Source organism: Luteitalea sp. TBR-22, assembly GCF_016865485.1.
Lineage (GTDB): Bacteria > Acidobacteriota > Vicinamibacteria > Vicinamibacterales > Vicinamibacteraceae > Luteitalea.
In genome coordinates this window covers 1,474,265-1,499,360 of sequence record NZ_AP024452.1, presented here as the reverse complement: position 1 = coordinate 1,499,360, position 25,096 = coordinate 1,474,265, and the positions used below count along the sequence as shown (strand labels likewise).

Genomic DNA, 25,096 nt, shown 5'->3' with positions numbered 1-25,096 from the left:
GCTCGGGGAACGCTGCGCGGCATGCCCGGCTCGCGACGCGCACTCCTTGCCACACTTCTCGCCACAGGTCTCGCCGCCAGGGTCTCGGGCCGGACGATCGGCAAGGCCGCGCGGCAGGCGCCCGCGTCCTCGCCCCGGCGTCTCGATCGCCTCGACCTCCTGCAGTACCGGGACGACGCAGACGCGGTCCGGCCGGTGACCACGCCGGCGCACTGGGCCCGTCGGCGTGCGGAGATCGTGCGCGCGATGCAGGAGGTGATGGGGCCGCTCCCCGGACCCGAGAAGCGGGTCCCGGTCGAGATGCAGGTGCTCGACGAAGCCGATGCCGGCACGTACGTGCGTCGGGCCATCACCTACCAGTCCGAGCCTGGCTCACGCACCCCGGCCTGGTTGCTCGTGCCCAAGGCAGCGCTGCGCGCGGGCGCCACCGCGCGTGCCGTGCTCTGCCTGCACCCCACCGACGCCGCCATCGGCCACGACGTCGTGGTCGGCCTCGGTGGCCGGCCCAACCGCGCCTATGCCGCGGAGCTGGCCGAGCGCGGCGTCGTGACCATCGCGCCCTCGTATCCCCTGCTCGCGCGCTACCAGCCGGACGTGCGTGGCCTCGGCTACCAGAGCGGGACGATGAAGGCCATCTGGGACAACGTGCGGGCTATCGACGTGCTGGAGTCGCTGCCTTTCGTGGCGCCGGGCGGTGTCGGCGCGATCGGGCACTCGCTGGGTGGCCACAACGCGGTCTACACGGCGGTGTTCGATACGCGCGTCGATGCGGTCGTCTCGAGCTGCGGCCTCGACCTGTACGTCGACTACTACGGCGGCGACCCGAAGGTGTGGCAGCCAGAGAAGGGGTGGTGCCAGTTGCGCTACATGCCGCGCCTGCTCGACTACGCGGGGCGGCTGCAGGACATCCCGTTCGACTTCGCGGAGATGATCGGCGCGCTCGCTCCGCGGCCCTGCTTCATCAGCGCGCCGCTCCGCGACGCGAACTTCCGCTGGCAGAGCGTCGACCGCATCGTCGCTGCCGCGCGGCCCGTGTACGCGCTGCTCGGCGCCCGCGACGCCTTGCGCGTCGAGCACCCCGACAGCGACCACGACTTCCCCGACGCGATGCGCCAGCAGGGGTACGCGGTGCTGGGCCGGCCGTAGGGACCGTGGGCCCGTGGCCCACCTGCCGTCGCACGGGGCACGTGGATGGGCCCGGCGGCGTCTCATCATCTTTGGGACCGACACGTGTCGCGGCGCGCCGTCGTATTCGACTCAGGGTCCGGGAAGCGAGCACACTGCCATCATGAACACGTCGGTCGAAGCACCGTCCAGGCGATCGCGCCTGGGCCAGTGGGTCATCGGTCTGGTGCTGTTGCTGGGTGGCGGCGGCCTGGTCTGGTACTACGGCATCGGCCAGCCGGCGCCGATGCCGCAGGGGGGCGGACGCTTCGGCGCGGGCCGCGGCGAGAAGCCGCCAGTGCGTGTTGTAGAGGCCGAACGACGCAACATCGCCGTCGCGCTGAAGGCGCTGGGCACGGTGACGCCCCTCAACACCGTCGTCGTCCGTAGCCGGCTCGACGGGGAGCTGGTCCGGGTGCACTTCACCGAAGGCCAGCGGGTCACGGCCGGGCAGCTGCTGGCCGAGATCGACTCGCGTCCCTACGAGGTCGCTCTGGCGCAGGTGCTGGGCCAGCGCGCCGAGAACGAGGCGCGGCTGAACAACGCGCGTGCGGACCTGGCGAGTTTCAAGTCGCTCTTCGAGCGCGAGCTCATTCCGAGACAGCAGCTCACGGCGCAGGAGTCGCTGGTCAAGCAGGTCGAGGGCACCGTGCAGTCCAACGACGCCCAGGTCAGCAACGCCCGGTTGCAGCTCTCGTTCACCAAGGTGGTGGCGCCCATCGCCGGCAAGCTGGGACTGCGGCAGGTGGACGTCGGCAACCTGGTGCGCAGCGGCGATGCCAACGGCATCGTCGTCATCACGCAGATGCAGCCGATCTCGGTCCTGTTCACCGTGCCGGAGACCGACCTGCCGGCCGTGCTCGAGGCGATGCGCCGCGGCGGCACACCGGCCGTCGAGGCCTGGGATCGCGCCGAAACCACCCGCCTGGCCACCGGCACTCTGCGCACCGTCGACAACCAGATCGACACGACGACGGGCACGATCCGGCTGCGCGCGGTGTTCCAGAACGAGGACGACACCCTTTTCCCGAACCAGTTCGTGAACGTCAACCTGAACCTGTCGACGTTGCGGGCGGCCACCGTCGTGCCGTCGGCGACGATCCAGCGCGCCTCGTTCGGGACGTTCGTCTACGTGATCAAGCCCGATGGCAAGGCGACGATTCGCAAGGTGGTGCTCGGCGCGGCCGAGGGCGAGCGGATCGCCGTCACCGAGGGGCTCCAGCCCGGGGAACGCGTGGTGCTCGAGGGCGTGGATGCCCTGCAGGAGGGGACGACCGTCGAGATCGTCGGCACCGGAAGTGGCCGGCCCGCGGCCGGGGACTCGCCGGCGGCGCGTCAGCCGGCGGCGGGAACACCACAGGCGCCCGGCACCACCGCACCGCAGCCCAAGGCGGCCCGGCCATGAACATCTCGCGCCCGTTCATCCTGCGGCCCGTCGCCACCGCGCTCCTGATGGCGGCGTTGCTGTTGTCGGGCGCGCTTGCCTACCGCCTGCTGCCGGTGTCGGCCCTGCCGCAGGTGGACTACCCCACAATCCGAATCCTCACTTTCTACCCGGGCGCGAGCCCCGACGTGATGACCAGCGCGGTCACCGCGCCGCTCGAGCGCCAGTTCGGCCAGATGCCCGGCCTCGACCAGATGTCGTCGACGAGTTCCGGCGGCGCCTCGGTCATCACGCTGCGGTTCTCGCTCGACAAGGCCATCGAGGTGGCCGAGCAGGAAGTGCAGGCGGCGATCAACGCGGCGAGCAACCTGCTGCCCAACGACCTGCCGCAGCCCCCGGTCTACAACAAGGTGAACCCGGCCGACACGCCGGTGCTGACGCTGGCGATCACGTCGCCGACGATGCCGCTGCCCGACGTGTACGACCTGGTCGACACGCGCGTCGCGCAGAAGCTGTCGCAGTTGCCGGGCGTGGGACTGGTGAGCCTGGCCGGCGGCCAGCGACCTGCGGTGCGCATCCAGGCCAATCCGCAGGCGTTGGCCGCGCACAACCTGAACCTCCAGAGCCTGCGCGCGGTGATCGCGGCCGCCAACGTCAACCAGCCCAAGGGCAACTTCGACGGTCCCGAGCGCTCGTTCATGCTCGACGCCAACGACCAGCTCCGCTCGGCCGACGCCTATCGCGACCTCATCGTCGCCTACGAAGGCGGCGCACCGCTGCGACTGCGCGACGTGGCCGAGGTTGTGGACGGCGCGGAGAACGTGCGCCTCGGCGCCTGGGCCAACGACCTGCCGGCCGTGCTGGTCAACGTCCAGCGGCAGCCCGGCGCCAACGTCATCGACGTCGTCGATCGCATCACGGCGCTGATGCCGCAGCTCACGGCGAGCCTGCCGTCGACGCTCACGGTCGCCGTCCTGAGCGACCGCACCGACACCATCCGCGCTTCGGTGAGCGACGTGCAGCACGAGCTGATGTTCGCCGTCGGCCTGGTCGTGCTGGTCACCTTCGTCTTCCTGCGCAACATCCCGGCGACGATCATCCCGAGCGTCGTGGTGCCGCTCTCGCTCATCGGCACCTTCGGCGTCATGTACCTGGCCGGCTTCTCGATCAACAACCTGACCCTCATGGCGCTGACCATCGCGACCGGCTTCGTCGTCGACGACGCCATCGTGATGGTGGAGAACATCGCGCGCTACCTCGAGGAGGGCGCCACGCCGATGGAGGCGGCGCTCGAGGGCGCCCGCCAGATCGGGTTCACGCTGATCTCGCTCACGGTGTCGCTCATCGCGGTGCTCATCCCGCTGCTGTTCATGGCCGACGTCGTCGGCCGGTTGTTCCGCGAGTTCGCGATCACGCTGGCGGTGTCGATCATGATCTCGCTCGTCGTGTCGCTGACGCTGACGCCGATGATGTGCGCGCGGCTGCTGAAGGCCGAGGCGTCCGAGCACCACGGGCGGCTTTTCACGGCGACCGGCAAGGTCTTCGACGGCATGATCGCGCTCTACGATCGCCTGCTCACCACGGCGCTGCGCTACCAGACGCTGACGCTGTTCGTGGCGGTGGCGACCCTGGCGCTGACGGCCTGGCTGTACGTCGTCGTGCCCAAGGGCTTCTTCCCGGTGCAGGACACGGGCGCGATCCAGGTGATCAGCGAGGCGCCCCAGTCGGTGTCGTTCGCGGCGATGGCCGAGCGCCAGCGGGCCGCGGCACGCGCCATCCTCGAGGAGCCGGACGTGAAGGGCCTGTCGTCGTTCATCGGCGTGGACGGGGGCAATGCGACGCTGAACAGCGGCCGCATGCTCGTCACGCTCACGCCCCGCGTCGAGCGACAGCGGTCGGCCACCGAGATCATCGCGGCCCTGCGCGAGCGCGTCGCGCGGGTGCCGGGCATCACGCTGTACATGCAGCCGGTGCAGGACCTGACCATCGAGGATCGCGTCAGCCGCACGCAGTTCCAGTTCACGCTCGAGGATCCCGACGCGGACCGTCTGGCCCTGTGGGTGCCCAGGCTGGTGGCGCGCCTCCAGCAGTCGCCATACCTGGCCGACGTCGCCAGCGACTTGCAGGACCGCGGGCTCCAGGCCTTCCTCGACATCGACCGCGATGCCGCCAGCCGTCTCGGCATCCGCGTCTCGGCCATCGACGACGCGCTCTACGACGCGTTCGGGCAGCGGCTGATCTCGACGATCTACACGCAGGCCAACCAGTACCGGGTGGTCCTCGAGGTCGCGCCCCGCTTCCAGGTCGGCCCGGAGGCCCTCGGCCAGGTCTTCGTGTCGACGGCCGACGGCCGGCAGATCCCCCTGTCCAACATCGCGACCATCGAGGACCGCAACACGTCGCTGGTGATCAACCACGCGGGCCAGTTTCCCGCCGTCACGATGTCGTTCAACCTGGCCAGGGGCGCCTCGCTCGGCCGCGCCGTCGAGGCCATCGAGCAGGCGCAGCGTGAGCTGGGCATGCCGGCCAGCATCCAGACGACGTTCCAGGGCGCGGCGGCGGCCTTCCGGTCCTCGCTCGACAGCACGCTGCTGCTCGTCCTGGCTGCCATCGTCACGATGTACCTCGTGCTCGGCGTGCTCTACGAGAGCTACATCCACCCGATCACGATTCTCTCGACGCTGCCGTCGGCCGGCGTCGGTGCGCTGCTCGCGCTGCTGCTCACCGGCACGGACCTGAGCCTGATTGCCGTCATCGGCATCATCCTGCTGATCGGCATCGTGAAGAAGAACGCGATCATGATGATCGACTTCGCCCTCGACGCCGAGCGCACCGAGGGCCTGAGCCCGCGCGACGCCATCCACAAGGCGGCGCTGCTCCGCTTCCGGCCGATCCTCATGACGACGCTCGCCGCGCTGTTCGGCGCGCTGCCGCTGATGCTGTCGTCGGGGTCCGGGGCCGAGATGCGCCAGCCGCTCGGCCTCGTGATGGTCGGCGGGCTGCTCGTGAGCCAGGTGCTCACCCTGTTCACCACGCCGGCGATCTACCTGTTCTTCGATCGCCTCGGACACGCCTGGCGCCCGCAGCCGACGCCCCGGGTGGCGGAGGACGTGCCGGCATGAGCCTCTCCTCCCCCTTCATCAGCCGTCCGGTCGCCACCACGCTGCTGAGCATCTCGGTCGTGCTCGTCGGGGTGCTCGGCTACATGCTGCTGCCCGTCTCCCCGCTGCCGCAGGTCGACTTCCCGGCCATCTCGGTCGGCGCGTCGCTGCCCGGCGCCAGTCCGGAGACGATGGCCTCCACGGTGGCGACGCCGCTCGAGCGGGCGCTCGGGACGATCGCCGGCGTCAACGAGCTCAGTTCGCAGAGCTCGCAGGGCTCGACGCGCATCAACATCCAGTTCGACCTGGGCAAGAACATCGACACGGCGGCGCGCGAGGTGCAGGCCGCCATCAACGCCTCGCGGTCGCTGCTGCCCAGCGCCCTGCCGGGCATGCCGTCGTACCGGAAGATCAACCCGTCGCAGGCGCCGATCATGCTCCTGGCGCTGACCTCGGACACGGCCAGCACGAGCCAGTTGTACGACCTGGCCTCGACGGTGCTGGCGCAGAAGGTGGCGCAGGTGACCGGCGTCGGCGACGTGACGGTGGGGGGCGGCTCGCTGCCGGCGGTCCGCGTCGAGTTGCAGCCGCAAGCGCTCACGCAGTACGGCATCTCGCTCGACCAGGTCCGGCAGGCCATCGCCAGCGCCAACCTGCTGCGTCCCAAGGGGATGGTCGAGGACCGCGACCGCCACTGGCAGATCCAGGCCAGCGACCAGCTGTCGACGGCGGCCGACTACCGGCCGCTGATCATCACCTACCGCAACAACGCGCCGGTGCGTCTCGCCGACGTCGCGACGGTCTCCGATGGCATCGAGGACCGCTACAACGCCGGCTTCTTCAACGACAAGCAGGCCGTGCTCCTCGTGGTCAGCCGCCAGGCGCAGGCCAACATCATCGCGACCGTCGACGGCGTGACGGCGCAGTTGCCGGCGCTGCGCGCCTTCCTGCCGGCCGGCGTCACGCTCGACGTGGCCAGCGATCGGTCGCCGACCATCCGGGCGACCTTGCACGAGGCCCGCAAGACGCTGCTCATGGCCGTCGGGCTCGTGATCCTCGTGGTGCTGCTGTTCCTGGCCAACGTCCGGGCGGCGATGATCCCGGTCACCGCCGTCCCGGTCGCCCTCATCGGCAGCTGCGCGGTGATGTACCTGTGGGGCTTCTCGCTCAACAACCTGTCGCTGATGGCGCTCATCGTCGCCACCGGGCTGGTCGTCGACGACGCGATCGTCGTGCTGGAGAACATCTCGCGGCACGTCGAGGAGGGCATGACGCCACTGCAGGCCGCCTACACGGGCGCCAGGGAGGTCGGCTTCACGCTGCTCTCCATGAACCTGTCGATCGTGGCGGTGTTCGTCTCGATCCTCTTCATGGGCGGCATCGTCGAGCGCCTGTTCCGCGAGTTCTCGATCACGCTGGTGACCGCGATCCTGATCTCGCTGATGGTGTCGCTGACGCTGACGCCGATGCTGTGCGCCCGCTGGCTGGTGGCGCGGTCGGCGGCGCGGCCCGGCCGCCTGCAGGCGATCAGCGACGGGGCGTTCGCGCGGCTGCGGCGTGGCTACGGCCGATCGCTCGGGTGGGCCCTGGACCACTCGCCGATCGTGCTGATGATCTTCATCGGTGTCGCGGCCTTCACCGTTCACCTCTACACGAGCGCCCCCAAGAGCTTCCTGCCGCAACAGGACACCGGGCAGCTCGGCGGCTTCATCCGGGGCGACGACGGGATGTCGTTCCAGATCATGCAGCCCAAGATCGAGGCGTTCCGCAAGGCCGTGCTGCGCGATCCGGCCGTCGAGAGCGTCGCCGGCTTCATCGGCGGGGGCCGCGGCATCAACAACGCCCAGATCTTCGTGCGGCTCAAGCCGCTCGAGCAGCGCAAGGTCTCGGGGCAGGTCGTGGCCGAACGGATCCGCCGCACGCTCCCGAAGGTGCCGGGCGCGCGCCTGTGGCTCAACGTCGACCAGGACATCCGTTTCGGTGGCGGCTTCGGCGGCGGGTCGTACCAGTACACGTTGCGTTCCGACAACCTCGCGGAGCTGCGGCTCTGGGCCCAGCGGGTGCGCGACGCCCTCAAGCCGCTGCCCGAACTCACGGGCATCGAGGACGAGCTCGTGTCGAGCCAGCAGATCACGCTGGAGGTCGATCGCGAGGCGGCGCGTCAGCTCGGGATCGAGATGGCGACCGTGACCCAGGCGCTCAACAACGCGTTCGGGCAGCGACAGGTGTCCACCATCTACAACGCCATGAACCAGTACCGGGTGGTGATGGAGGTCGCGCCGCAGTTCGCGCAGGGGCCCGAGTCGCTCGACCAGGTGTACGTCGTGACGGCGACCGGCAACCGCGTGCCGCTGTCGGCCTTCAGCCACTACACCCGCACGTCGGCCGACGACCGCATCAGCCGCAACGACCAGTTCGCGTCGGCCAACGTGTCGTTCGAGCTCGCGCCAGGCGTCAGCCTGAGCCAGGCCGAGACGGCGATCAACCGCGCCGTGTCGCTGCTCACCCTGCCGACCAACATCCAGGGCCGTCTGCAGGGCAACGCCAGCCTGTTCAACCGTCTGCAGGGCAACCAGCCGATCGCCATCCTCGGCACGCTGCTCATCGTGTACATCGTGCTCGGCGTGCTGTACGAGAGCTACCTGCACCCGCTGACGATCCTCTCGACGATCCCCTCGGCCGGTGCCGGCGCGCTGCTGGCGCTGCTGCTGCTGAAGACGGAGTTCAGCCTCGTCGCCCTGCTGGGGCTGTTCCTGCTCATCGGCGTGGTGATGAAGAACGCCATCCTGATGATCGACGTCGCCCTGCAGCGGGAACGCGAGCACGGCGTCACGCCGGAAGAGGCCATCCGCGAGGCCTGCATGCTGCGGCTGCGGCCGATCCTGATGACGACGATGTCGGCCCTGCTGGGCGCGCTGCCGCTGATGCTGGGCACCGGAGAAGGCGCCGAGATGCGCCAGCCGCTCGGCATCGCCATCGTCGGCGGCCTGGTCGTGAGCCAGGTGCTCACGCTCTACACGACGCCCGTCGTGTATCTCTACCTGGAGAACATCCGCCTGCGGGTCAACCGGCGGCGCGGGCACAGCGTCGCCGACGAAGTGGTCCGCGACGCCCCGCCGATGCGCCACGCCTGAGGCACGTGGGCAGGGCCAGGAGCCACGGCGACGATCCTACCCGCAGGGCTGTCGCGCACGTAGCGGCGGCAGGGGCGGCGCATCAGCCCGGCGGATGCGGGCCACGGCGCTCGCACCGCTGTTGTTCCGGTACAGGCAATCCCACCGCGGGCACGGCAGCACCGCGTCGTTGACGTACATCGACACCGGCCCGTCCTGCGGCGCAACGAAGGTGCCGTCGGGCACCGCGATGCGCGACGGATTGGTGGTGCCGATCTCGACGACCGGCACGAACCAGTTGGCGGTGATCTCGCGACGCAACGGCACGGCGAGCGTCAGCAGCGCCTTCTCGATCACCGAGGCGCCCGGCGCGTGCAGCGACGAGAAGCCCTCGGTGGTCGTCACCGGGATGTCGCGATCGCGCCACGCGCCGGCGCGGCCAGGGTCTCCGTCGCCCGCCACCTCGCACTCGGCCGGCAACGCCATCTCGACGCGGTAGGCCCGTCCCTTCTCCGCCATCACGCCGGTGGCATTGCAGAGCAGGCGCGGAGAGAGCAGGAACGTGCCCGCCGGTTCACCCGGCAGCGGCGGCACCGGCCGTCCGCACGTCGAGGCGGGCAGCAACCCGGCGCGGCTGCGCACCTCGAACAGTCCCCGGAGTGGCAACAGGCCGGCAAGCGCGATCAGCATCGCGATGCCGAACACGTTGGGCAACAGGTGGTACGACAGCAGGTGGAAGCCCTGCCTGTACCAGTGACTCGTGCGCAGGCGGTAGACCCAGTCGTCGGGTGAGCTCACGGCCGGCACCGGCTGGGCCCGCACCTCGTGCTCGCGCCACACCCGCCGCATCCGGTCGGTGATGGCGAGCTTCAGTCGCTGACTCCAGGCGATCAGCCCGAACACGACGATCGCGCCCGCGAGCAACTGGAACGGCCGCTGCTGGTAGTACTGCAGCCATGGCGCCAGCATCGCCGGCAACACCGAGTCGAGCAGGCCCACGAGAGAGGCCAACGTCGCCTGCGGGGCGCCGAGCCAGGTCAGGTGCTCACGGGCAGGACACAGCGGGATCAGCACCAGCAGCAGCGTCGCGGCGACCGTGAGGAAGTAGGACACGCGCCGCCACCACACGGCGTTGAGCGCCGACTCCTGCCGCAGCCGTCGCGCGTGGCGCTGGGTCGGGTGCTCGTACGGGTTGGGCGCCGTCGCCTCGTCGGCGAGGATACGGCCGTCGCGGGTCACGACGGCGTAGTGCTCGGGCAGGGTCGCCGGCGCGTAGCCGTCGACGTCCTGGCGGATCCGCTCGAGCACGCTCTCGTGGATCTTCGGCCGCGACACGCGGACGTCCACGTGGTCGTCGTGACAGAGGCGCTCGAGCGGGCGGGGATGGTAGCGATAGTAGACGCCGAGGCCGCGCCGCGAGTCGTGCATCGGCGCGGTGACCACCGCCCGGTCGCTCCACTCGTCGGGCAGGCGCCCGTCGCGGGTGCACAGCGCCGGCCTGAAGCGCAGGCCGCGCTTGCAGGCTTCGCCCGCCATCCACGCCAGCGGGGTCATCGAGAGACTGTCGTCCGGGTAGCCGCCACCGACGTTGGAGTGCATGCCCGCGAACCACACCTGCGTGACGCGCTCCTCGTCCACGTGGGTCGACGACGCGTTCTGCGCCTCCTCGTGCTCGGTCCACAGCAGCGGGAAGAACGTCTGCCGCTCGTCGTCGAGCGCCAGGGCGTGGCAGGCGCGCCGGATGCGCCGCGACGCGCGGCGGTCCTTCGGGAGCATCGGCCAGATCCAGCGTTCCCAGCCACGTGTCAGCTCGTCGACCGGCAGTCCGTAGGCCGCTACCGTGTCCCACACCCCCAGGAACTCGATGTCGGGCTTCAGGGTGCGTGCGGGATCGAAGGCCGGCTTGCCGCGCAGTCCGTCCCAGGCCTTCAGGACGACGTCGCGGACGCGACGGCCGAGGCGCACCGGCCAGGAGTGCGGGAAGCGGTCGGCGCGGTAGGTGCGATACGCCCACAGCGACAGCCGCCGCAGTTCGGCCTCGCTGTCGGCCTGCACGAGGCCGACGTTGGCCACCAGCGCCGCAAGGACGCGCGCCGTGTAGGCGCCGCGGCTGAAGCCCAACGCGTAGATGCGGTCGCCGCTCCAGGGATCGGCCGGGTCGCACCGGTAGGCGCGACACAGGAACATGTACAGATCGAGCACGTTGCGCTTGAGGCCGTACCCGAACGCACCGCCAAGGATGGCCAGCGGCTTGAACGACGCCGTCCCCACGCCATCGTCGTACAGCGCCACCTGATCACCGGTGGACAAATCGAGGGCCTCGTAGAGACGCCACACGTTGGTCTTCTGCAGCTTGGCGGCGCTGTTGCCGGTGCCGTCCGACAACGCGACCAGGTTGCGCGGCGTGAAGGGAGACTCCGGGTGTGCTGCCATGCCTCCAGCGATGAACGTTCGTGCGGCCGCTTCCGTACATCGGCCTCGAGCGTCGGCCGGGGCCGACGCCTACACCGGAGACGACCGTCGGCCAAGGCCGACGTCTACACCCCTCGTTGTGTGCGCTCGCCGACTCCCGATTCCCGACTCCCGACTCCCGACTCCCGACTCCCGTTTCCCTATTCCCGACTCCCGACTCCCGATGCCCGGTGCCCGCTCCTGTGAGACGACTTCCCTTCAGTGCGTCAGTGGATTCTGACGTACGCGTCCGCCGCATGTCCGTTGCCCTGACGGAATGTCGGCGCTGACGACATGTCGGGAACTGCGACCTTACCGGTCTCCATCATCTAGTGTGTTGAAGGCATGGAAACGCGAGGCCAGCGGGTCTATAGTGCGCCCATGGCTGCTGGCGATCGCGATCACGATCTGACCCACCTTCCGGATCTCCGACACAAGCCGCAACATGGCCCCGTCCGCAGCAGGCGACCGATCTACAAGGACCTGATGCCGCCGTGCAACCATGCCTGCCCCGCCGGCGAGCCGATCCAGGGGTGGCTCGATCATGCGCAGGCCGGTCGCTACCACGAGGCCTGGTCGCTGCTGGTCACCGCCAATCCGTTCCCGGCCATCCACGGGCGCGTGTGCTACCACCCGTGCGAGTCGGCGTGCAATCGCGGCAAGCTCGATGGCACGGTCAGCATCCACTCGGTCGAGCGCTTCCTCGGTGACCTCGCGCTCGAGCAGGGCTGGACGCTGCCGGCTGGCGCGCCTGCCTCCGGCAAGCGCGTGCTCGTCGTCGGCGCCGGTCCGAGCGGTCTGTCGGCGGCCTATCACCTGAAGCGCCTCGGTCACGACGTGCTGGTGCGCGACGCCGGCCCGGTGGCCGGCGGCATGATGCACTTCGGCATCCCGGCCTATCGCCTGCCGCGCGCCGTGCTGGACGCGGAGGTCGCGCGCCTGGCCGACATGGGCGTCGTCTTCGAGTTCGCCCACAAGGTCTCCGACCTCGAAGCCGAGTGGACCGCCGGTGGCTTCGCCGCGGTGTTCCTCGCCGTCGGCGCCCACATCGGCAAGCGCGCCGGCATCCCGGCACGCGACGCCGGCCGCATGCTCGACGCGCTGGCCTTCCTGAAGGACGTCGAAGCCGGCACGCCGCCGAGGCTCGGTCGGCGCGTCGCGGTGTACGGCGGCGGCAACACCGCGATGGACGCGGCGCGCACCGCCGCGCGCCTCGGTCACGAACCGCTGATCATCTACCGCCGCGATCGCGACCACATGCCGGCGCACCCGTCGGAAGCCGACGATGCCCTGGAAGAGGGCGTGAAGATCCACTGGCTGCGCTCGATTGCCGGAATGGAAGCGGGCGAGCTGAAGGTCGAGGTGATGGCGCTCGACGACAAGGGACGGCCGAAGGGCACCGGCGTCTTCGAGACCATCGAGGCCGACGCGCTGATCCTCGCGCTGGGCCAGGACGTCGACACCGGCTTCCTCAAGGGCGTCGCGGGCGTCGTGATGACCGACGACGGCAGCGTCGTCGTCGACGCCGCGATGATGACCGGCCGCGCCGGCCTGTTCGCCGGTGGCGACATGGTGCCGGCCGAGCGCACCGTCACCTACGCGGTGGGCCACGGCCGCCGCGCCGCGACGCACATCGACGCGTACCTGCGCCAGCAGGCCGTCGAGGCGGCCGCGCCGCTCGAGATCGCCACTTACGAGAAGCTGCACCTCTGGTTCTACACCGACGTGGCGCACCGCCCGCAGGGCCGGCTGGCGATCGAGGAGCGACGCGCCGGCTTCGGCGAGGTCGTCGCCGGACTCACCGAGACCGAAGCGCAGCACGAGGCCAAACGGTGCCTGTCGTGCGGCACCTGCTTCGAGTGCGACGGCTGCTACGCGGCCTGCCCGGAAGACGCCGTCATCAAGCTCGGCAAGGGCAACCGCTACGAATACGACTACGGCAAGTGCACGGGCTGCGCGGTGTGCTTCGAGCAATGTCCCTGCCACGCCATCTCGATGGTGCCCGAGCCCGAGGCGCACTGAGGCCATCCATGTCCACGCCCTCGTCCTCCGACCGCCCCGTCCTGGCCACCGTCGACGGCAACGAAGCCGCCGCGAGCGTCGCCTACCGACTCAACGAAGTCTGCGCCATCTACCCGATCACGCCCTCGTCCACGATGGCGGAGCTGGCCGATCAGTGGTCGGGTGAGCGCAAGCCGAACATCTGGGGCGACGTCCCCACCGTCATCGAGATGCAGAGCGAGGGCGGCGCCGCGGGCGCCGTGCACGGCTCGCTGCAGGGCGGCGCGCTCACCACGACGTTCACCGCGTCGCAGGGCCTGCTGCTGATGATCCCCAACATGTACAAGATCGCCGGCGAGCTCACGCCGGCGGTCTTCCATGTCGCGGCCCGCGCCCTGGCCTCGCACGCCCTCTCCATCTTCGGCGACCACCAGGACGTGATGGCGGTGCGCGCCACCGGCTTCGCGCAACTCGCCTCGGCCTCCGTGCAGGAGGCGCACGACATGGCGGCCATCGCGCAGATGGCGACGCTCGAGTCGCGCATTCCCTTCGTGCACTTCTTCGACGGCTTCCGGACGTCGCACGAGATCGCCCGCATCACGATGCTCTCCGACGACGACCTGCGGGCCCTCATCGACCCGTCGCTCGTCGTGGCCCACCGATCGCGCGCGCTGAGCCCCGACCGCCCGTTCATCCGCGGCACGGCCCAGAACCCCGACGCGTACTTCCAGATGCGCGAGGCGGCCAATGCCATGCACTGGCGGGTGCCGTCGGTGGTCGAGGCGGCCATGGCCCGCTTCGCCGCCCGCACGGGCCGGCACTATGGCCTGGTGCAGTACCACGGCGCGCCCGACGCCGAGCGCGTGATCGTGCTCATGGGCTCGGGCGCCGGGGCCGCCGCCGAGGCCGTCGAGGCGCTCACGGCATCCGGCGAGAAGGTGGGCCTGCTGCAGATCCGCCTGTTCCGGCCGTTCCCCGCCGAGGCCATCCTCGCGGCGCTGCCGGCCACGGTGCGCGCCATCGCCGTGCTCGACCGCACGAAGGAGCCGGGCGCCAACGGCGAGCCGCTCTACCAGGACGTCGTGACGGTGCTGGCCGAGGCGACGGCCGCCGGCACCCGCGATCGCATGCCGCGCGTCGTCGGCGGTCGCTACGGGCTGTCGTCCAAGGAGTTCACGCCGGCGATGGTCAAGGCGGTCTTCGACGAGATCGCCCGACCGAAGCCGCGTTCCGGCTTCACGGTGGGCATCACCGACGACGTCAACCACACCAGCCTCGCGGTCGACGACACGTTCACCACCGAGCACGACGACGTGTTCCGGGCGGTGTTCTACGGACTCGGCGCCGACGGCACGGTGGGCGCCAACAAGAACACGATCAAGATCATCGGCGAGGATCCCGACGTCCACGTGCAGGCGTACTTCGTCTACGACTCGAAGAAGTCGGGCTCGCAGACGGTGTCGCACCTGCGCTTCGGGCCGCAGCCGATCCGATCGACATACCTGGTGCGCGAGGCGCAGTTCATCGGCTGCCACCAGTGGGGCTTCATCGAGAAGGTGGACGTGCTGTCGCTCGCCGCGAAGGGCGCGACGCTCCTGCTCAACAGCCCGCACGACGCCTCAGCCGTGTGGGACTACCTCCCCCGCAACGTGCAGGAGCGCATCGTCGAGCGTGGCATGGCCGTGTGGGTGATCGACGCCAACAAGGTGGCGCGCGCCGTCGGGCTGGGCTCGCACACCAACAGCGTGCTGCAGACGTGCTTCTTCGCCGTCTCCGGCGTGCTGCCGCGCGACAAGGCCATCGAGAAGATCAAGAAGGCGATCGAGAAGACCTACCGCGCCAAGGGCCCGGAGGTGGTGCGCAAGAACTTCGAGGCCGTCGACCGCACCATCGAGGCGCTGGCCCGCGTCGATGTGCCGACGCAGGCGACCGGATCCCGGAAGATGCTGCCCATCGTCGCCGCCGGCGCGCCGGCGTTCGTGCGCGACGTGGTGGCCGAGATGCTCGCCGGTCGTGGCGACCGGCTGCCGGTGAGCGCGTTCCCGATCGACGGCACGTTCCCGAGCGCGACCTCGCGCTGGGAGAAGCGCGGCATCTCCGACACGGCGCCGGTGTGGGAGCCGTCGCTGTGCATCCAGTGCGGCAACTGCTCGTTCGTGTGCCCGCACGCGGTGATCCGCACGCGCGTCTACACGGCCGACCGGCTGGCTGGCGCGCCGGCGCACTTCAAGGCGGCGCCGATCGAGGCCCGTGGCTTCCCCGACAGCCGCTACACCCTGCAGATCCACGAGGAGGACTGCACCGGCTGCTCGCTGTGCGTCGACGTGTGCCCGGTGAAGGACCCGTCGACGAGCGGGCGCCGCGCCATCAACATGGCGCCGCGCGATCTCGACACGGCGGCGGCACGCGAGCACGCGGCCTTCTTCGAGACCCTGCCGGTGACCGAGCGCGGTCACGTGGACTTCTCCACGGTGCGCGGCACGCAGCTGCTCGAGCCGCTGTTCGAGTTCTCGGGCGCGTGCGCCGGCTGCGGCGAGACGCCGTACCTGAAGCTGGTGTCGCAGCTGTTCGGCGACCGCATGGTCGTGGCCAACGCCACCGGGTGCTCGTCGATCTACGGCGGCAACCTGCCGACCACGCCGTGGTCGGTCAACCACGAGGGCCGGGGGCCCGCGTGGGCCAACTCGCTGTTCGAGGACAACGCGGAGTTCGGCCTCGGGATGCGCCTGGCGGCCGATCACCAGCTGGCCGCCGCCCGCAAGCTGCTCGACCAGTTGCGCCCGCAGGTCGGCGACGAGCTGGTGGACGACATCGTCCACGCCCCTCAGCGCACCGAGTACGACATCCGCCAGCAGCGCCAGCGCGTCGCGCAGCTGCTCGAGAGGCTGTCGACCCTGTCGCACCCGCTCGTACCGCTGCTGTCGGCGGTGGCCGGGCAGCTGGTGCGGCGCAGCGTGTGGATCATCGGCGGCGACGGCTGGGCCTACGACATCGGCTCTGGCGGTCTCGATCACGTGCTGGCCAGCGGCCGCGACGTCAACGTGCTCGTGCTCGACACCGAGGTCTACTCCAACACGGGCGGCCAGGCGTCCAAGTCGACGCCGCTCGGCGCGGCGGCCAAGTTCGCCAGCGCCGGCAAGCAGACCGAGAAGAAGGACATCGCGCTGCAGGCGATCTCGTACGGCAACGTGTACGTGGCGCGCATCGCGATGGGCGCCAACCCGCAGCAGACGCTCGACGCGCTGCGCGAGGCCGAGGCGTACGAGGGGCCGTCGCTGGTGCTCGCCTACTCGCACTGCATCGCGCACGGCATCGACATGACGCAGGGGCTCCACCAGCAGGACCGGGCCGTGCACTCGGGCTACTGGCCGCTGGTCCGGTACAACCCCGAGCTGCGGGCGGCCGGCGAGAAGCCGTTCACGCTCGACTCGGTGCGGCCGACCGTGTCCTTCCGTTCGTACGCCGAGCAGGAGCTGCGCTACCGCATGCTGCTCCTCAGCGATCCGGCGCGCGGCGAGGCCCTGCTGAAGTCGGCGCAGGAGGCGGTGACCAGGAAGTGGAAGCAGTACGAAGACCTCGCGGAGTTGAGGTAGCCATGCCGGATCTGTCCACCACGTACCTCGGCCTCCCGCTGCAGCACCCGATCGTCGCGTCGGCAGGCCCGATCTCCCAGTCGCTCGACGGCATCAGGCGCCTCGAGGACGGCGGCGCCGCCGCCATCGTCATGTACTCGCTCTTCGAGGAGCAGATCCGGCGCGAGAACGACGCGCTCGGCCGGCTCCTCGCCGCGGGGTCGGACCTGTCGGGCGAGGCGAGCAGCTACTTTCCGACGATGGAGGATTTCGTCGCCGGCCCCGACGCCTACCTGGCGCTCGTGCGGCAGGCGCGCGAGGCCGTGAAGGTGCCGATCATCGCCAGCCTGAACGGCTCGACGCCGGACGGCTGGGTGGACTACGCGCGGCAGTTGCACGAAGCGGGCGCGCACGCCATCGAGCTGAACCTGTTCCACATCCCGGCCGACACGACGGCCAGCGGCCGGGCCGTCGAGCAGCAGTACGAGGACGTGGTGCGTCGCGTGTGCGCGGCGGTGCCGATCCCGGTCGCCGTCAAGCTGTCGCCGTACTTCAGCGCGATGGGCGAGATGGCCAGGCGCCTGGTCGAGGCCGGCGCGAAGGGCCTGGTCCTCTTCAATCGCTTCTACCAGCCCGACTTCGACATCGATCGCATGGACGTCGCGCCGACCCTGGAGCTGAGTTCGCCAAGCGAGATCCGACTGCCCTTGCTGTGGATTGCGGTGCTGCGTGGCCGCATCCGGGCCTCGCTGGCCGCCACCACGGGCGTGCACTCGCACGTCGAGGCGGCCAAGTACATCCTGGCCGGCGCCGACGTGGCGATGTCGACCTCGGCGGTGCTCAAGCACGGCCCGTCGGCGCTCGGCATCATCCGCGACGACCTGGCGCGCTGGATGGACCGCAAGGGCTTCGACTCGCTGGCGCAGATCCGTGGTTCCATGAGCCAGGAGCGCGTCGCATCGCCCTCGGCCTTCGAGCGCGCGAACTACATCAAGATCCTGCAGGGATGGCGGGACTGAGGCGCGAGCCGGGCCTGGTCACGGCGCGCCTTCGAGCCACGACAGGTTGCACTCGGTCCAGAAGGCGACCGTGGTGCGGAACGTCCGGATGAACTGGTAGTATGCCAGGGGCTTGACCACGTAGGCATTCGCGCCGAGCTGGTGACAGCGCGAGACGTCGCCCGGCTCCCGCGACGACGTCGTGACGACGATCGGGATGTGCCGCAGCCGATCGACGCTGCGCACCTCGCGCAGCACCTCGAAGCCGTCGACCTTCGGCATCTTCAGGTCGAGCAGGATCACGCAGGGTTCCCCGTGGGGCCGATCGGCAAATGGCCCTCGCCTGTGCAGGTAGTCGAGGGCCTCGGCGCCGTCGCGCAGGACCTGCATTGTCGCACAGGCCGGCCCCTTTCTGGGCCGCCGCCCACCCGGTCTGCGGGAGGCTCTTCTCCATCAAGGTCGACCACATGATCGTGGCCGAGGAATCCAGCTTGTCCTTGGCGGGTTGTTCCCCAGGCAGCAACAGCTGGCGCTCGAACGCCGGGCCGAGTCCGCGGCGCAGCGCCGACGGGCGCCACGCAGTGGACGGCAGGTCGAGCTCGGGAACGGGCGGTGGCCGGTAGGCCAGCGTCGGGCGGCCGGCTGGCCACGGCACGATCGCGCCGTCATTCAGGGCCACGGGCTGCGTGCCCGGCAGCGTCGTCGCCATGAACGCGAAGAAGCTGGACACGAGCAGATCACGCTGCAGCGCGTTGAAGCGCGTGTCGAAACTGACCCGAGGCGGAGCCACCGAGGCGACGCGCCCCTGGTTGAACAGCACCATCACCAGCGCCGACTCCGCTCGCCCGGGGTTGGCCCACGCTTCGTCCACCACCTGCTGCAGCGCCTTGATCAACTGCAACAAGGTGGGCTTGGCCACGCCCTGCGGGAAGGTGAGGCTGCCCATCGTGATCTTCAGGAACTCCGCGAGCCCGATCGTGTCGCCCCCGATCAGGTCCTCGGCGACGCTCGCGACGGCCTCCGGGGTGAAGCTCATGAGCCCGGCTCCCACCATGCGCGGGTTCAGTTGACGCCCCTCAGCGTCGAGGACGCCGATCTCGCTCCCGCCGACCGCGATGATCGTGTCCCGCACCAGTTTCTCGAGCGCGGCCGGCGAGCCGCCGGTGCTCACCTCGGCCGCGCCGCGGCCGAGCGCGACGGCCAGTTGCGGCGATACCGGCGGCGCGTCCGGGATGGGCGGTGGCGGCGGCAGGTTCGAGACCGCCATCGCCACCTCGCCGAGGCGCGACGTGTCGCCCGTCGCGAGCCGCAGGCGCAGCGTCGATGATTCGTAGCCTTCCGCTGACGCGACCACGGAGGTGATGTCGCTGGGCGCGTCGGCGATCGTGAACCGCCCCTGCGCATCGGCCACCACGCATGCGGTTCCACCCGGCAGGCACACACGAGCCCCTGCCAGCGGCTGCCCGTTGGTGCCAAGGAGGCGACCGGTGATCGTGCCGAGCCCTGGCAACACCGAGAAGGCGGCGCCGAGCAGGGCCTCCTGCTGTCCCGATTGCACGGCGACCAGCCTGGGCCCGAGGCCGGCGTCCGGGGCGATCGCCAGCCGCACCACGAGGCGCGTGCCGCTCACGGGTGTGACCGACTGCACGATCACGCCCGGCCCGATGGTCACCAGGCTTGCCGGTGAGAACGCCGTGTTGATACCGGTGATGGTGACGTCGACCGTCTGCCCCTGCCGGCCCATCGCCGGCGTGAGGCCGGCGATGATCGGCGGCGCAGCGGGAGGGGCCTGTCCGGCCGCACGGCCGATGGTGCCGCTGACGATGGCCGTGCCTTGAAACGTCGGCGACACCGGCGGGTTCACGCTGATACGGAGCGCCTGCGTCTGCACCGACGTCACGACCGTCACGGTGGCGGCCGCTGTGGACGTGTTCCCCGAGGCGTCGGAGGCAAGCGCCGAGAACGTGATCACCGTGCCATCGGTGGCGTCGGCGGGCACCTCCGCCACGTGCTGGAACTCGAACGGCCCGCTGGTGCGCTCCAGGAGCGGCGTGCCGTTGGCCCCGTCCGTCCGCGTGAGCAGGACGCGGGCCACCCCGCGGTCGTCCGAGGCCGACACGCCGAGCGGCACCGACGCGCCGGGCGGCGCGGTGGGGGGCACCGTGAGACGCACGTCGGGTGAGACCGCATCCGGAGCCTGGATCGGCACGACGCGCCGCACCGCTGCCGCGTTGCCGGCGATGTCCTCGACGTACACGTCGAGCACGTCGGGCGTCCCGACCTGGGCGTTCTGCGGGACGACGCGTGTCAGCGAATAGGGCCGAGTGGTGGACTCGTCGATGCGCGTGACGCCCTGGTACAGACTCGTGCGCATCACCCCGTTGGCATCGGTGGCCTCCACGGGTACCTCGAACGACTGGCCGGGTAGCACCGAGGCGGGCCAACTCGCCGCGAGGCGCGGGGGCGTCCGGTCGATGTTCAGCGTGACGCTGGTGCTGGCCGACCCGCCCGGGCCGATGGCGGTGCGCTCGATCACCTGGTTTGCGCCTTCGGTCGTCACCGTGACCGAGGCAGGGCACGTCGTGGCGTTGGTGCAGACGAAGCTGACCACCACCGGGTCGCGGTGCCAGCCGGCAGCGTTCGGCGTCGGCGCGACCGACGCCGTGATCGTCGGCTGCGGCTCGGTCGGCGAGCAGACCTGGCGACCCACGGTGCGCACCACGAACGTGAGATCCGCGTTGTCGATGCGGCAGTCCAGCGTGATGTCGGCGCTCGGGTTGAAGCCGGTCTGGCCGCAGCTGCGCCCGAGCGCGGCCTGTACCAGCGCGGCGTCGGCCATCGTGACCGCGCAATCGCGGTTCACGTCAGCCCGGGATGCGGGAATCTGGGCGACGGCCGGTGCGCTCGCGAGTGCGAGCAGCGCCAGCGTTGGCGCGAGATGTCGCGTCGACGTGAACATGGCAGCTGCCTCAGCGAACACGGGCATGGCGGTGGGCCGCCCACCCGGCCAGCGCGATGACGGTCAGCCAGACGAGAGAGGGTTCGGGCACGGGCGGCGGCGGGGGCGTGGTCACGCGCACAGCGACGGTGACCCGCGCAGTCCCGGATGGCGGCGGCGGGTCGGTGTCGCGGACGATCAGGAAAGGCACGGCCGCCGGCTGCGGACCGCAGTCAAGGTCGGCGGGGTCGCATGTGAACGGCGGCTCCCAGAAGAGGGCCGCGCCGGGGTCGCCGAAGACGTCGAACGACCAGGCGGTGGTGCCGCTCGGACGCAGGCGCAGCGAGAACAGCGAGCCGGGCCCGTGGGTGATGCCGGGGGGCAACAGGGCAAGGGCCGACTGCCACTCGCGCGCATACCCCCGCGCCTCGATGTCGGCTGAGCAGGTGCCTGGCGTGGCGCAGGCATGGTCGCCGCTCGAGTCGATCAGGTCACCGGTCGTGCCATCGAAGACCGTCAAGCCGTCGTAGATCGACCCGTTCACCGCAGCGCCGGCGCGCGTCAGGCCGGTGTAACCCAGCGACACGAAGTGGCTCACGAGGTTGGCGGCAGACGTGCCGTTGGGGTCCAATCCCACGACGACATCGATGACCTGCCCCTGGCTGGCCGTGCCCGTGACCGGGCCGGTGGCAAGGCTGATCATCGACGCTGACGCGCCAGACGGCCCTGCGTACATGCCGACCAAGACCCCGGCCGTCACCCACCGACGCACCACACCGAATCGATCCATCACACTCCGCCCTCGATAGCGCACCAGTCCTGCTGGCGCGATGGCGCTCGCACCAGCCGCCCTCCAGCCATTGCGTGGAAGCAACCCACAGGAGCGACTTTCACGCGCCGGAAGGAGGCCTTTAGACGCCCGCCAGAGAGACAAACGACGGCACACACCCCAGCCCATGCAGATCGGTCCAATTGACTAGTGCGGATTCGGGTGGAAAGTGGGGCCACGCCGCGTCGGGTCACCTGCGAGTCGCGCTTCGCGGTGCGGAAGCGCACGGCGGCTCCCTCGCCAATCACGCTCCCAGCGGCCGAGAGGGTCTCGCGGAGGCCGCGTGCCCGGGCGGCGCGCGCGCACGAGGGACGCGGCGCGGCGCGTTCGGCCGAGAGAGAGCGAATCCTCGGGGGCGCGCGCTGGGCGCGCGGGCACTCAGCGGGGTTCGAGACGCGCGAGCTCGCGACGCAGCCAGGCACGAGCCATGTGCCAGTCACGCTTCACGGTGCGGGGGGACGATCCCATGAGGACGGCAGTCTCTTCGACCGTGAGGCCACCGAAGAACCGCAGTTCGACGATGCGGGCCTGGCGCTCATCGACCGAGGCAAGCCGCGCAAGGGCCTCGTCGAGCGCCACGAGATCGACGTCGCCGGCCGGCCCGGAGGGCACGTCCACGTCGTCGAGGGGCACGCGGACCTCGGCGCTGCGGCGCTTGAGCGCGCTGCGGCCGCGCGCGTGGTCCACGAGTACCCGTCGCATCGCGCGCGCTGCAATGGCGACGAAGTGGCCCCGGTTACTCCACCGCGCTTCGGGGATGTCGACGAGCCGCAGGAAGGCCTCGTGGACGAGCGCGGTCGGCTGCAGCGTGTGGTCGGCGCGCTCGCGACGCAGCGCCGCAGCGGCGAGGCGGCGCAGTTGGTCGTACACGATCGGGAAGAGGCGCGCGGCCGCATCTTCGTGACCCGCAGCGCTCTCGTCGAGCAGGCGCGCCACCTCCTCACGATCCGTCACGTCAGCGCGCCCCGCCGGCCGCCCCGCCGCACCTGGCCAGACGTCCGGCGATGGATGTGGCGGCATCCCCGGAGGCACCGCACCCGCCGGCGGCGGGGCTGCGACGCAACCGCTCGGCGTCACGCCACGCGGCGCACGCGCCAGGCGTCGGCAGGCCGTTGCCGAGAAGGTCACCGACCCGATCACCCACGCGTGCCGCGTCGCACGGCGCCTGGGCGTTGGCTGCATCGCTCGCGGCCAGCTGCCGGTGCGTGGAGAGCGCCGCCCGGAGTTCGACCGCTGCGTCCTGCGGCCGGCCGAGGTCCAGCAGGAAGTCGGCGAGGTGCTCGTGGCTGATTGCCACGCTGCGCGCCGCGTTGGCATTTGCGGCATCGAGCGTCGCCAACCGCTGGAAGCGCCCGAGCGCGCCCCGTGCGTAGGTCACCGCCGCCTCGGGATGCCCCATGCGCTGCTCGACGTTGGCGAGCTTCTCGTAGGCGATCGCGAGGTCGCGCTGGATCTCCACATGCACCGGAGCAGCCGTGGCCAGCGACTCCCGGATCGCGAACGACTCCCGGTAGGCGACGGCCGCGTCGGGCCAACGCGACGCCAGTTGGTGGATCGAGCCAATCCGTTCGTACGTCAGCCCGACGTAGCGCCGCACACGAGGGTCCGCCGGGGTCGCGGCAAGGAGCGCGCGCAGGGCGACCAGGGACCTGTCGTACTGCGCCATGGCTGCATCCGGACGCCCGAGGTTGGGCAGGTTCGGGTTGCCGAGCAGGTCGCCCATCTTGATCTGCCCGATCACGGCCTGCAGGCGATCCTCGGCCGTCACGCCGGGCAGGGCGGCGATGCGCGTGAACCGCGCCGCCGACGCCTCGGCATGGGTGAGCGCGGCGCCCTTGTCGCCCATCCACGCCAGCACGTCGGCCAATCGGCGATGAGCCAACGCCAGGGTGCGCGCCGCGTCGAGATCGTGGCCATCGGCCTCGACCAGCGCGCCCGCGATGTCGATGGCCCGCGCATAACTGACACGAGCTCCCGCGGAATCACCGAGGTTGGGCCCCGATGGATTCCCCTGCGCGTCGCCGACCTTCACGAACCCGGCCGCCAACTCCCTGCGCAACGACGGATCGGGGGCAGCCTCGGCCGCCAGCCGCTCGAGGTACTGCATGGCCGTCCGAACCATCAGTGCGCGTGCCTCGGTCGTCCCGGGGACCGTGAGGATCGCGTCGTGCACGTCGAACATGAACACCCGAGTCATGGCCCGCAGGTCGCTGAAACGGGCCTCGGCCCTCGCCTGCGCCTCGCGTGCAATCGCCGACTGCCGGACGATCGCGCCGACTCCGACCGCACCGAGCACGAGCGCCGCGACACTCGCGGCCACGCCGGCACGGTGGCGCCGGACAAAGCGGCGCGCGACGTAGATCGGCGTCCGCGGACGCGCGTGGACGGGCCGCTTCTGACAGTGACGCTGCAGGTCGTCTATCAGCTGGTCGACCGTCTGGTAGCGCTGGACCGGATCGGCGGCCAGCGCGCGCAACGTGATCGCGTCGAGGTCACCCGCCAGTCGCCGCGCGAGGGCCCGTGGCCTCAGCTGACGACGCGCGGCGCGGGCGTCCGCGTCGCCATCACCCGTGCGGCTGCTCGGCACCGCGAGGCGGATGCCCGCGAGGGTGGCCGCCAGCGCCGGCCGCGTGTCGGTGCCAAGGCGATACGGCGGCAGACCCGTGAGCAGCAGGTGCAGGATCACGCCGAGCGCGTAGACATCGGACGCGGTCGTGACCAGGCCGCCATTGACCTGCTCCGGACTCGCGAAGTCGGGAGTCAGCGCCCAGGTCGACGCTGCCACCGCGTCGTCGCCGGTGAGCGGCCGCGCACCGGCGAGCAGCTTGGCGACGCCGAAATCGAGCAGCTTCGGCGAACCGTCGGCGAGCACCAGGATGTTGTCCGGCTTGAGGTCGCGATGGACCACGAGGTTCCGGTGCGCGTACTGCACGCCGCGACAGATCCGGAGGAAGACGTCGAGCCGTTGCTCGATCGTCTGCCGCTGCTCGTCGCAGTAGCGGTCGACGGGCACGCCGTCGACCAGTTCCATCACGAAGTACGGCGAGCCGCCAGGCGTGGTGCCGCCATCGAGTAGCCGCGCAATCGCCGGATGGTCCAGGCGGGCCAGGGTCTCGCGCTCCAGGAGGAACCGCTCGATCCCGGCCGGCGAGTGGCCCAGCGCCCCGACGACCTTGAGCGCGACCTCCCGCTCGAATGCGGCGTCGGCGCGCACGGCGCGATAGACCACGCCCATGCCGCCGGCGCCAATCTGGCCGACGATGCGCCAGGGGCCGATGGCGCTGCCGACCAGCGACTCCGGCGCGGGGGCCTGCGCCGATGGCCACGAGGTGATGGCGGGCGTTTCGAGGAAACCGGTGTCGGGCGCGTGCCAAGCGAGCAACGACCTGACCTCGTGCAGGACCGGCCCGTCGGGGACAGTCGACAGGAACGCGTCCCGTTGCGCGCCTTCGCGTTCGGATGCCTCCTGGAAGAGGCGACGGACCTCAGGCCACCTGTCGTCCATGCCCATGTCGCGGCAGCCAAGGATACGCACAGATGCGGGA

Annotated in this window: 12 protein-coding genes and 1 pseudogene; 7 read left to right on the top strand and 6 right to left on the bottom strand. The window is 70.6% G+C overall.

What is annotated here, in order from left to right:
* Window positions 1–21: 21 nt before the first annotated feature.
* From TBR22_RS06105 to TBR22_RS06090, 4 genes are all read left to right on the top strand, one after another.
* On the top strand, window positions 22–1,146 hold the full coding sequence (locus tag TBR22_RS06105) for a S9 family peptidase (RefSeq protein ID WP_239492074.1): 1,125 nt from the start codon (window positions 22–24) through the stop codon (window positions 1,144–1,146).
* Window positions 1,147–1,288: 142 nt separating this feature from the next.
* Window positions 1,289–2,569, top strand: a complete 1,281-nt coding sequence (locus tag TBR22_RS06100; RefSeq protein ID WP_239492073.1) for an MdtA/MuxA family multidrug efflux RND transporter periplasmic adaptor subunit — start codon at window positions 1,289–1,291, stop codon at window positions 2,567–2,569.
* Entirely contained in the window at window positions 2,566–5,670 is a 3,105-nt protein-coding gene (locus TBR22_RS06095; protein ID WP_239492072.1) for an MdtB/MuxB family multidrug efflux RND transporter permease subunit, read from the top strand. Before TBR22_RS06100 ends, TBR22_RS06095 begins: the two co-directional genes overlap by 4 nt.
* Complete coding sequence (locus tag TBR22_RS06090) at window positions 5,667–8,783, top strand: efflux RND transporter permease subunit (protein ID WP_239492071.1); 3,117 nt, start codon at window positions 5,667–5,669, stop codon at window positions 8,781–8,783. Before TBR22_RS06095 ends, TBR22_RS06090 begins: the two co-directional genes overlap by 4 nt.
* 36 nt (window positions 8,784–8,819) lie before the next feature.
* Here the strand turns inward: TBR22_RS06090 and TBR22_RS06085 are convergent, their stop codons facing one another.
* Window positions 8,820–11,195, bottom strand: a complete 2,376-nt coding sequence (locus TBR22_RS06085) for a DUF2235 domain-containing protein (RefSeq protein WP_239492070.1) — start codon at window positions 11,193–11,195, stop codon at window positions 8,820–8,822.
* Between the two features lie 399 nt (window positions 11,196–11,594).
* Here TBR22_RS06085 and TBR22_RS06080 point away from each other — a divergent pair, with 399 nt between their 5' ends.
* Genes TBR22_RS06080 through TBR22_RS06070 form a run of 3 tightly spaced genes read left to right on the top strand, consistent with a single transcriptional unit; the run spans window position 11,595 to window position 17,805 of the window.
* Window positions 11,595–13,235 carry an NAD(P)-binding protein gene (locus tag TBR22_RS06080; RefSeq protein WP_239492069.1) on the top strand — a complete coding sequence of 547 codons (1,641 nt, stop codon included), beginning with the start codon at window positions 11,595–11,597 and terminating at the stop codon, window positions 13,233–13,235.
* Window positions 13,236–13,243: 8 nt separating this feature from the next.
* Complete coding sequence (gene nifJ / locus TBR22_RS06075) at window positions 13,244–16,807, top strand: pyruvate:ferredoxin (flavodoxin) oxidoreductase (RefSeq protein WP_239492068.1); 3,564 nt, start codon at window positions 13,244–13,246, stop codon at window positions 16,805–16,807.
* A gap of 2 nt (window positions 16,808–16,809) precedes the next feature.
* The gene (locus TBR22_RS06070) at window positions 16,810–17,805 is read left to right on the top strand and encodes a dihydroorotate dehydrogenase-like protein (protein ID WP_239492067.1); all 996 of its coding nucleotides are present in this window, start codon (window positions 16,810–16,812) and stop codon (window positions 17,803–17,805) included.
* Between the two features lie 18 nt (window positions 17,806–17,823).
* Here the strand turns inward: TBR22_RS06070 and TBR22_RS26895 are convergent, their stop codons facing one another.
* The 5 genes and pseudogenes from TBR22_RS26895 to TBR22_RS06050 form a co-directional block, all read right to left on the bottom strand.
* Entirely contained in the window at window positions 17,824–18,174 is a 351-nt protein-coding gene (locus tag TBR22_RS26895; protein WP_370651491.1) for a response regulator, read from the bottom strand.
* A 934-nt stretch (window positions 18,175–19,108) separates the two neighbouring features.
* A pseudogene (locus TBR22_RS26890) lies at window positions 19,109–19,528 on the bottom strand (carboxypeptidase regulatory-like domain-containing protein); the annotation flags it as partial.
* A 1,225-nt stretch (window positions 19,529–20,753) separates the two neighbouring features.
* A complete protein-coding gene (locus TBR22_RS06060) occupies window positions 20,754–21,512 on the bottom strand; it encodes a hypothetical protein (protein WP_239492065.1) in 759 nt (252 codons plus the stop codon).
* Window positions 21,513–21,929: 417 nt separating this feature from the next.
* A complete protein-coding gene (locus tag TBR22_RS06055) occupies window positions 21,930–22,505 on the bottom strand; it encodes an ECF-type sigma factor (RefSeq protein WP_239492064.1) in 576 nt (191 codons plus the stop codon).
* A gap of 1 nt (window position 22,506) precedes the next feature.
* On the bottom strand, window positions 22,507–25,056 hold the full coding sequence (locus tag TBR22_RS06050; protein ID WP_239492063.1) for a serine/threonine-protein kinase: 2,550 nt from the start codon (window positions 25,054–25,056) through the stop codon (window positions 22,507–22,509).
* Between the last annotated feature and the right edge of the window lie 40 nt (window positions 25,057–25,096).

Bases quoted from the DNA above. Each gene is read 5' to 3' on its own strand.
- TBR22_RS06105 (WP_239492074.1), top strand. From the start codon at position 22: ATGCCCGGCTCGCGACGCGCACTCCTTGCCACACTTCTCGCCACAGGT.
- TBR22_RS06100 (WP_239492073.1), top strand. From the start codon at position 1,289: ATGAACACGTCGGTCGAAGCACCGTCCAGGCGATCGCGCCTGGGCCAG.
- TBR22_RS06095 (WP_239492072.1), top strand. From the start codon at position 2,566: ATGAACATCTCGCGCCCGTTCATCCTGCGGCCCGTCGCCACCGCGCTC.
- TBR22_RS06090 (WP_239492071.1), top strand. From the start codon at position 5,667: ATGAGCCTCTCCTCCCCCTTCATCAGCCGTCCGGTCGCCACCACGCTG.
- TBR22_RS06085 (WP_239492070.1), bottom strand. From the start codon at position 11,195: ATGGCAGCACACCCGGAGTCTCCCTTCACGCCGCGCAACCTGGTCGCG.
- TBR22_RS06080 (WP_239492069.1), top strand. From the start codon at position 11,595: ATGGCTGCTGGCGATCGCGATCACGATCTGACCCACCTTCCGGATCTC.
- nifJ (WP_239492068.1), top strand. From the start codon at position 13,244: ATGTCCACGCCCTCGTCCTCCGACCGCCCCGTCCTGGCCACCGTCGAC.
- TBR22_RS06070 (WP_239492067.1), top strand. From the start codon at position 16,810: ATGCCGGATCTGTCCACCACGTACCTCGGCCTCCCGCTGCAGCACCCG.
- TBR22_RS26895 (WP_370651491.1), bottom strand. From the start codon at position 18,174: ATGCAGGTCCTGCGCGACGGCGCCGAGGCCCTCGACTACCTGCACAGG.
- TBR22_RS06060 (WP_239492065.1), bottom strand. From the start codon at position 21,512: ATGGATCGATTCGGTGTGGTGCGTCGGTGGGTGACGGCCGGGGTCTTG.
- TBR22_RS06050 (WP_239492063.1), bottom strand. From the start codon at position 25,056: ATGGACGACAGGTGGCCTGAGGTCCGTCGCCTCTTCCAGGAGGCATCC.